General features: G+C 61.8%; 1 protein-coding gene. It reads left to right on the top strand.

The window, feature by feature from the left end:
- Positions 1 to 339: UDP binding domain-containing protein (locus B3520_RS01300; RefSeq protein ID WP_286875150.1), on the top strand; the 339-nt coding region annotated here is incomplete at its 5' end.
- Between the last annotated feature and the right edge of the window lie 41 nt (positions 340 to 380).

Consider the following 380-nt stretch of genomic DNA (forward strand, 5'->3'; position numbering starts at 1 on the left):
ACCGACGACATGCGCGAAGCCCCGGCCCGGGTGCTGATGGAAGCCCTCTGGGCCGCCGGCGCGACGGTGCAGGCTTATGATCCGGAAGCGATGGAAGAAACCCAGCGTATCTACGGCACCCGTGACGACCTGAGCCTGTGCGGCACCAAAGAAAGCACCCTCAAGGGCGCCGACGCCCTGGTGATAGTCACCGAATGGCAGGCCTTCCGCGCCCCGGATTTCGATCTGATCAAACAGCAACTGGCCCAGCCGTTGGTGTTCGACGGTCGTAACCTGTTTGATCCGAAGCGGATGGTCAAAAAAGGGTTTACGTACTACTCCGTGGGCCGGCCATCGTAAAGTCCGGCAACGGCGGATGCGGTTTATACCGCTGCGCTCGG

Source organism: Marinimicrobium sp. UBA4509 (assembly GCF_002388575.1).
In the GTDB taxonomy this organism is placed as follows: Bacteria; Pseudomonadota; Gammaproteobacteria; order Pseudomonadales; family Cellvibrionaceae; genus Marinimicrobium; species Marinimicrobium koreense.